Genomic DNA, 8088 nt, shown 5'->3' on the forward strand with positions numbered 1-8088 from the left:
AAGCATAAATGGAGAAGTCGAGCGAAAAGGCGATTTTGCTGATTGTGACGCCTAGTTACATTCCAGAGCTTTGTGATAGGAGACAGGTGTCAGCGAGAGGGCGTACACCTTGATGTTCCTGCCGTGGCCCTCTGCGCTGCTCGGCGAAGTGGGTTCGACCGTGGACTCTCCGAAGTCAAGTATGGCTATCCATGTATCGGACGTTAAGTGAACGGTCATTGTTGATAATTGAGTTACCGAGGCGGTGTCGATCATGATCTGCACGGAATTGTCGCCCTGTCGAGTGATCTTCTTTTCCGGTTTGTGCCCGCGCCCTTGGACCGGTTTTCGTGCAGCAGGTCGGGAATGCGCAGCTCGGCGAGCGTTCGCGCGATCTGGCTGACCCACTGCGCAGTGATGATCGACATCATCGTCTCGTGGGCGGAAGTTTCAGGTGACGCGGTCGTCCGCGACTTCAGCACCGACCACGTCTGGCAGACGATCGGCATCGAAGTCCTGGCCCGCGAGGCCAGGGCCAACGGAATGACCTGCGAACAGGTCGGTCCCGTCATCGGAGTGCTTCGTCCCGAGCTGCCGTGACCGCGGCGTCGGCCGCCCGTGACCGCGGCGAACAACGACGAGGAGGCGACGATATCTCCCGATCAGGAGAACCGGCGCGGCCGCCGCACCCGCGCGGCGCTTCGCGCGGCGCTGGCAGAGCTGGTCGAAGAGCGTGGGTTCGAGGCGGTCACCGTTGGCGAGATCAGTGAGCGCGCCGGTATCACGCGCACCGCGTTCTACCGGCACTACCGGGACAAGAACCACCTGGTGGAGCAGATATTCGACGAGGCTGTCCGGCCGCTGGAAGCGGCACTGCCGCGATCGGCGGCCGAGGAGCGGTTGCGGCGGCTGTTCGACCACATCGCCGCGCACGATCGGGTGTTCCGCGCTCTGCTCGGACCGCGCGGATGCCCGTCGTTCACCACCCGTGTCCTGCGCGCCTGCCGAGTGCCGGACCAACGGCCCGCGCACCTCGGCGACGACCTGGTACGCGCGGTTCTCGGCGGCATGCTCACCGAGACCATCGTGTGGTGGCTGAACCACGAAAAACCGATCCGCTCGGACGAATTGGCCGACCGCTACTTGGGCATGGCCCGCGCGCTGGTCCACCGGTGAGTCCGGTACGGCCCATCCTCCGGGGCTCGGCCGCGGCGCGGCAATACGCGGCGTGTCGCTCGTCGTGCCTCGACAACGCCGGGCGGTGTGCGCACGATGGTGTCGACCGAGCACACAGTACGGACGGCGAGACCGATCCGGCCGAGTAGGAAGAAGTCGTGTCGTGGCGAGTGAATCCCGTCGCAAGCCCTGGCTCCCGCCCCGATGGGTCGTCGTCGGCGTCTGGTACATCCACCGAACCGTCTACCGGGTGACGGGCGGCCGAGTCGGCCTCTGGCCGCCGAAGGACGACACCCACTGGGGGACAATGCGGCTCACCGTCACCGGGCGGCGCACCGGACGCGCCCGCACCGTGTTGCTCGGCTATTTCGAGGACGGGTCGAACCTGGTCACCCTCGCGATGAACGGGTGGGCCGAGGGTCAGCCCGCGTGGTGGCTCAACCTCATGACCCATCCCGACGCCACGGCCGAGGTGCGCGGCGGCGGCGCGCGCGCCCGGTGCGCGGGCGGGCCGCCGAGGGTGAGGAGCGGGCTCGGCTGTGGGATCGGTGGCGGACGATCGGACGATATCCGGATCGCCGCCTGGTTGGCGGTGGCCGACGCGCGGAAGTACGGATTCGCCCCGGAGGTGATCGTGCCGCCGCCGCCCCTGCCCGCCATCGACACCGCCGCGGCCGCCAACCCTTGGCTGGGCACACGAACCACCGTGGCTGAGGTGTCCACCCGCGACGAGGTGGGGCGGTTCGCACGATTCGAGTTCGGCTATGTCTATTGGCATCCGTTCACCGGCGCGTACGCGATCCCGATGGGTCTGTTCGCGAAGTTCGCCGAACTGGACTGGGAGAACGGCCCGCTCGGCTACCCGACCACCGTGTCGACGAAGCTGTCGGACGGCTTCGTCCAGGGTTTCCAGGGCGGTGCCCTGTATTGCCGCAGCAACCGTGGCCGGGCGCGCTCCGGACGATCGCCAGGTTGCGCAGCGAGTTCGGCGCGTCGGCGCGCAGCCGGTCGAGCAGCGCGGTGGTCTCGAACCGGTGCGAGAGGTCGTCGTAGGAGGCGAGTCCGACGCCGACCGCGGCCCGCATCAGCCGGAACGTCGCATCCGGGTGCGCTCCCGCCGCCTCGGCCAGATCCTGCGCGGTGCGGGGGCGGACATCGGGGTCGAGGTAGCCGATCACCCCCATCATGGCCACCGCCCCGAGCCGGTCGGGCAGGTCGATCTCCTCCACCGGCTCGGCGTGCACGGTCACCCTGTCGGCGGCGTCCGCATGCGCCAGAATCCGCGAAACCAGGGCCGCCCGCATGGCCGCCGACGGCTCGACCGCGTGGATCGCGACGCCGGGGAGGGCGTCGACGAGTGTGACGGTGGACAATCCGCTTCCGGCTCCCACGTCGAGCACCGCTCCCGGATCGAGGTCAACTGGTTCATCGGTGATCTTCTCCTCAGGCGCCGAGTGCGGCGCCACCGTCTACGGTGAGGTCGTGCAGGGTGATGTGCTCGGCCCGGTCGGAGAGCAGGAACACCACCGCGTCGGCCACATCCTCGGGGCAGGCGAGTTTCCCGAGCGGGATCCCGAGCCGGAAGGCATCGGGGTCCCCCCGCACGGTGCGCGACGGCCCCGTGTCGTCGGTCCACATCGACCGCAGCATCTCGGTGTCGGTGGACCCCGGCGCGACCGTGTTGCAGCGAATCCCGAAGCGCGCCACCTCGAGTTCTCCGTCCTACAACCAGATCCGCGCGAACTATCCAGGAGTGTGAGGCGCGCGCGCAGCTCGGACCAGAAGCGCGGTGTGGGGCGCCCGCCGGAGGTGGTGCGCTCCGGCCGCGACCAGGCGCGAGAGATACTCGGACAACCCATCCTCGACACCAACACCATCACGCGGCCCTGAGCGCACTATCCACTGAAAGGATTTCGATCCTGGCCGCGCGTCTCGGCGCGGTCAGGATCGTCCAGTACGGGTAGCCACAGATCCGATGCTTGTCCGGAGCGGGAAATGTCCTCCCGAGGCGTCATCGGCGGAATGCAGCGTATCGGCGCGGCCGAATTCGACACGGACGCGCACATCGAGGTCCGACGCATGACGATGGTGTACCGGTGTGGACGCGCGGCGCGATCCGCGAGCGCTGGAACCGCCGAGGGATTTGGTGAACATCGTCGCTGCCGCCTTCGACGCGGCGTAGCCCGCCATGCGCGACCGCGGCACCGCGGCGGCGTTGGACGCGACGGTCACGATGGCGCCGCGGCGGCGGGGAATCATGCGCCGGACGACGGCCCGGGTCACGGTGAAGACCCCGGTCGCGTTGACGGCCAACATCTCGTTCCACGCCGTCGCGCTGGTATCGCACACGTCGGCCACGTGCAGCACGCCCGCGGTGTTCACCAGCCGGTCCACCGGGCCGAGCGCGCGTTCCACCTCCGCGACGGCCGCCCACACCTCGTCCTCGCGCGTCACGTCGACGACGAAGGGCTCGACGGCGAACCCGTCGGCAGCCAGCGACGCTGTGGCGGAACGCAATTGATCGCCCGCCCGGTCCACCGCGGCCACCCGCGCGCCGCGCTCGGCCAGCGCCCGGACGACCGCGGATCCGATGCCGCCCGCCGCGCCCGTCACCAGCGCGACACCGTGCTGTTCGCCGCTCACGGCAACGTCACCGCGTCGCGGTCGCGGGCGGGCTCGGAATCGTCGCCGCACCACACCGCCAGCACCTCGAGCGCCTGCTCGACGGTGAGCCGCGGATCGCAGAGGCTGGTGTAGATCGCACCGGCGCGGTCGATTTCGGACTCGTCGCGGACGCACTCGGCGACGGTGTCCGGGGTCGCCTCCAGGTGGACGCCGCCGGGGAACTCGCCTGCCGCGCCGAGGACCACCCTGAACTCGGACAGCTCGCGGCGCATGTCGCGCAGGAACCGGGTCTTGGTCCCGCGCGGCGCCACGACGGTGTTGCCGTGCATCGGGTCGGCCAGCCAGATGACGGGGTGCCCCTCGGCCCGCACCGCCCGGACCAGGGCGGGCAGCCGCTCGGCCACCAACCGGGCGCCCATGCGGATGATCAACGTCAGGCGGCCGGGCTCGCGCCGGGGGTCGAGCCGCTCGCACAGCGCCCGCAGTTCGTCGGCTTCGACGGTCGGGCCGATCTTGACCGCGACCGGGTTGATCAGCCGGGCCAGCATCGACACGTGGGCGCCGTCGACCTGGCGGGTGCGTTCCCCCACCCAGGGCCAGTGCGTAGAGGCCGACATCCACCGGCCGTCGGCGGTCGGCCGGACCAGGGGCAGTTCGTAGTCGAGCAGCAACGCCTCGTGGCTGGTCCACACCGGGTCGGCGGGCGGGGTCGCGCCCCGCCACCCGAGAGCGCCGACGATCGCGTCGGCGGCCATGTACCCCGCGGCGAGCCGCAGCGGATCGGCCGTGCGGGCCTCGGCCGTCGGCTCGGGGCCGTTCACCATATGGCCGCGATAGACCGGAATCTCCGCGCCGTCCACCAGTTCGGTCGGCTTCGAGCGCGGTTTGGCGAACTGCCCGGCGATCCGCCCGACCCGCAGCACGGGCCTGCCGCAGGCGTCCTCGGTTCGAGTCGCCAGCCGGTGCAGCATGGCGACCTTGCGGGCGACGTCGGCGTGGCCGTACCGGTCGGGATCCTCGGCGCAGTCGCCCGCCTGGATCACCTGTGCCCGCCCGGTCGCGACCCCGGCCAGTTCGGTGCGCAGCGCGCGCACCTCGGCCTCGGTCACCAGACCCGGTTGCTCCGCGAGCATGGCGCGCACCCGCCGCAGCTGTTCGGTATCGGCCCATACGGGTTGCTGGCGGGCAACCGGCGCGGCACCCGGCTCGGTCGCCGACCGGGTGCCGCCCGTCGCGCGCGGCGTCGTGAAGAACTCGGCTGCCCACTCCGGCAGCCCGGCTGCGGTATAGATTTCGGGACTCAACGATTCGCCTCTCCGTTCGAGAAATAATCCATTGCCGTCGGCGGAAATTTTCCGCACCCGACCCCGCTGTTGTCGGAAATGTGCTCGCCGCCGTCTACGAATCCCGGCCGACGATACCGACGGTGCGGTCTGTTCATCTCGCGGCGGTTTGCCCGGTGCGACAGTTCATTTCGGCGATTTGCCTACCACAGTAGGCGTGCGGGCACGCGGCGGAATGGAGTCGCGGAGACAATGTCAGGTTCCCGCTGGAGTTGACAAAGTGCGAATACGGCGCTCGACGTGAGTATTTCGGCCTCATAGCGTCGGGAGTCGATCTATCCGAAGCCATTGAATACTCGTATTCGTCGAGTTGTCCACACAAGCGCAAGGAGTTTCTCGCCATGATCTTGCAGCGTCTCGGCAACAAAGGTATGCGGCTGGGGGAGTTGTTCGACCGAGCCGCGGCACGGCACCCCATGAACGTGGTGATCCTCGATCACGTGCTCGATATCGCCCCCGAGCGGGGTAGTCGATTCACGGTGGCCGAACTGAAGGAGCTGGTGGCCGACCTGGCATCGCGGCTGCGGGCCGCCGGTGTCGAGCAGGGCGAACGCGTGGTGATCTACAAGAGCAACGGATTCGACATCGTGCTGCTCGCCTGCGCGGTGACGCGGATCGGCGCGGTCCCGGTGCTGCTGTCCCCGTTCCTCGACGGGGAGTCCGCGGCAGAACTCGTCCGCCGCTGCGAGCGCCCGCACCTGATCACCGACCGGACGAAGCTGGACGACGAACTGCCCGACTCGATCGCGCGGTGGACCCGCACCGTGCTGCTCGCCTGCGGCGAGCACAGTTCCGGCACATCACTGCGGGCCTGGGACGGCGCGCCGACGGTGGCGCCCGCGGTCACGACGCCGGACCATCCCGCGCTGGTCACGCACACATCCGGCACGACAGGAATCCCGAAGCTGACCGTGCACACCCGCCGGAGCCTCCAGGCGCGCTACCGGCCGCAGGCCGTCGGCGTCGGCCTGGTTCGCACGCGGGAGACCGTTGCCGTGCACGTCTCGTTCGTCCACTCGCGGATGTACAGCGCGTTGACGCTGGCGTTGATGCGCGGATTCCCCGTGATCGTGCTCGTCGACCCGGACCCGGACAAGGTCGCCGAGCTGTTCGGCACGTTCCGGCCCGGCATCATCGAGGCCCACCCGAATTCGTTCATGGCGTGGGAGCCGCTGGCCGACGATCCGCGCGAACCTCTGGCAAGCGTCAAATACTTCAGCAGCACATTCGACGCGATCCACCCGAGGACGATCGATCGGCTGTTGCGCTCCTCGCGCCGCAGGTTCCCGGTCTTCGCGCAGTTGTATGGGCAGAGCGAGACCGGACCGATCGTCGCCCGCGCCTTCTCGAAACGGCGGTCGAAGGATTCCGACGGCCGTTGTGTCGGCATTCCTTTTCCGGGCATGACAGATTTCCGGGTGGTCGGCCGAAACGGAGAACCGCCGACGAAGGACTCACCCGGATATATCGAGGTTCGCAGCGATGGGCGTGCCGTGACGTATCTCGGCGAACAGGAGCGCTACGACAGGATGGTGGACGGTGAATGGTGGCGCATGGGTGATGTCGGTTATCGGACCAAATGGGGTTGCCTGCATTTGCTCGACCGCGAGGTCGACGTTATCGAAGGGTTCGGCAGCACGCTGACGGCCGAGGATGCCATTCTGGCCCGCATGGACCGGGTCACCGAATTGATCATCGTGCCCGGCGCCGCCGGTATGGCGCAGCCGGTGGTGTGCACGCGCGACGACGAACCGCTCGATATGGCCGCGTGGACGACCGCGACGGCGGCATTGCCCGCGATGCATCGCCCGGTGCAGCGGACGCTGTCCGAACTCCCGCAGACGGCGACCAAGAAAATCAAGCGACTTGAACTCGCCCGCCAGTTGCTGGAAGAGGCCGGGGCCTGAACCGGCGGCCGCGCGGCCGCACGCGGGTGCGGCCGCGCGAACCGCCGACCTCGTTCGGGCGAGGTCACGGCGCAGGCTCGGCATCGTCGCGGCCGGGGTCGCGCGACAGCGTGATCCCGACGAGGATCAGCACCCCGCCGACGATCTGCCACGGGGTCGGCGCCTGGAAGAGCAGCAGCCATGCCGCCAGCGCGGCGAAGACCACCTCCGACAGCGCGATCAGCGAACCGCGGGTGGCGCCGAGCCGCGAGATCGCCATGAACCCGGTCAGATACGCGCTCACCCCGGACACGAGCACGAGGGTGAGAACCGGAAACAGCCAATGCACGCCGACGCCGGCGATCGATGCCGTCGCCCCGATCGGGAACGCCAGGGACAGCACGCCGACGGTTCCGAGCAGACCGACGGTCGCCGCGCCGACGACCATGCTCGCCGCGGCGAAGACGACCGGGCTCGACCGGTTGTCCGCGCGGTCGGCCACCAGGAAATAGCACGCCTGGCACACCGCCGACCCCAAGCCCCAGAGCAACCCGGCCCACGCGGGCTCGGCGCCGGAGAAGACATCGACGACCAGGCCGAGACCGACCAGCGCGATCGTGCCGCCCACCAGCGCCTTCGCCGAAGGGGGCCTGCGTCGGACCAGCCAGACCCACGCGACGACGAGCACCGGGGCGAGGTATTCGAGCAGCAGCGCCACGCTCACCGGCATGTACTGCACCGCGCTGAAGTAGCAGACCTGCACGCCCGCGATCGCCAGGACGCCGCACAGGACGATCGACGCGAGATCGCCCCGGATCATCCGCCACGCGCCGCGTTCGGTGGCGGCGACGATCACGAACAGGACGATCGCGGCGCCGCTGAGTCGCGCCAGCACCGCCGAGGCGGGTGTCCAGCCCAGATCCAGCAGCGCCTTGGCGAACGGGCCGGACACGCCGAACGAGAACGCCGAGACCACGGCGAGGCACAGCCCGAGCCGCAGTGCCGCCCTGTCCCGGTGTCCGCCGGTCGTGGCGACGCGCCCGGCGTCGTGCGGCGCGTCGCCCGCGGGTTCCGGCTCG

7 protein-coding genes and 2 pseudogenes are annotated in these 8088 nt (G+C 69.3%); 4 read left to right on the top strand and 5 right to left on the bottom strand.

The features are described from left to right. Window positions 1-396 precede the first annotated feature (396 nt). The 3 genes and pseudogenes from APZ21_RS19650 to APZ21_RS36395 all read left to right on the top strand — a co-directional run. Window positions 397-579 (top strand): hypothetical protein, encoded by a 183-nt coding sequence (locus APZ21_RS19650; protein WP_156371202.1) that lies wholly within the window; start codon window positions 397-399, stop codon window positions 577-579. Between the two features lie 18 nt (window positions 580-597). Further along, window positions 598-1155 carry a TetR/AcrR family transcriptional regulator gene (locus APZ21_RS19655; protein ID WP_054814785.1) on the top strand — a complete coding sequence of 186 codons (558 nt, stop codon included), beginning with the start codon at window positions 598-600 and terminating at the stop codon, window positions 1153-1155. A 250-nt stretch (window positions 1156-1405) separates the two neighbouring features. Next, window positions 1406-1945, top strand: a pseudogene (locus tag APZ21_RS36395) (nitroreductase/quinone reductase family protein); the annotation flags it as partial. On the opposite strand, the gene APZ21_RS35685 reads toward APZ21_RS36395, so the two are convergent. The 4 genes and pseudogenes from APZ21_RS35685 to APZ21_RS19680 all read right to left on the bottom strand — a co-directional run bounded on the left by APZ21_RS35685 (window position 1938) and on the right by APZ21_RS19680 (window position 5084). Further along, a complete protein-coding gene (locus tag APZ21_RS35685) occupies window positions 1938-2621 on the bottom strand; it encodes a class I SAM-dependent methyltransferase (RefSeq protein ID WP_054814787.1) in 684 nt (227 codons plus the stop codon). The pseudogene APZ21_RS36395 and the gene APZ21_RS35685 overlap by 8 nt on opposite strands. Then, a pseudogene (locus APZ21_RS19670) lies at window positions 2599-2868 on the bottom strand (SDR family oxidoreductase); the annotation flags it as partial. The gene APZ21_RS35685 and the pseudogene APZ21_RS19670, both read right to left, overlap by 23 nt. A 228-nt stretch (window positions 2869-3096) precedes the next feature. Further along, a complete protein-coding gene (locus APZ21_RS19675) occupies window positions 3097-3798 on the bottom strand; it encodes an SDR family NAD(P)-dependent oxidoreductase (protein WP_054814788.1) in 702 nt (233 codons plus the stop codon). After that, window positions 3795-5084, bottom strand: coding sequence for a 3-deoxy-7-phosphoheptulonate synthase (locus tag APZ21_RS19680; protein ID WP_239476721.1), 1290 nt, complete (start codon window positions 5082-5084; stop codon window positions 3795-3797). Before APZ21_RS19680 ends, APZ21_RS19675 begins: the two co-directional genes overlap by 4 nt. A gap of 380 nt (window positions 5085-5464) precedes the next feature. Between APZ21_RS19680 and APZ21_RS19685 the strand changes: the two genes are divergently transcribed. After that, entirely contained in the window at window positions 5465-7030 is a 1566-nt protein-coding gene (locus tag APZ21_RS19685) for a class I adenylate-forming enzyme family protein (RefSeq protein ID WP_054814789.1), read from the top strand. 64 nt (window positions 7031-7094) lie between these two features. On the opposite strand, the gene APZ21_RS19690 is transcribed toward APZ21_RS19685, so the two are convergent. Beyond that, on the bottom strand, window positions 7095-8088 hold a 994-nt coding region (locus APZ21_RS19690), incomplete at its 5' end, for an EamA family transporter (RefSeq protein ID WP_054814790.1).

This window comes from Nocardia arizonensis (assembly GCF_001310275.1).
Lineage (GTDB): Bacteria > Actinomycetota > Actinomycetes > Mycobacteriales > Mycobacteriaceae > Nocardia > Nocardia arizonensis.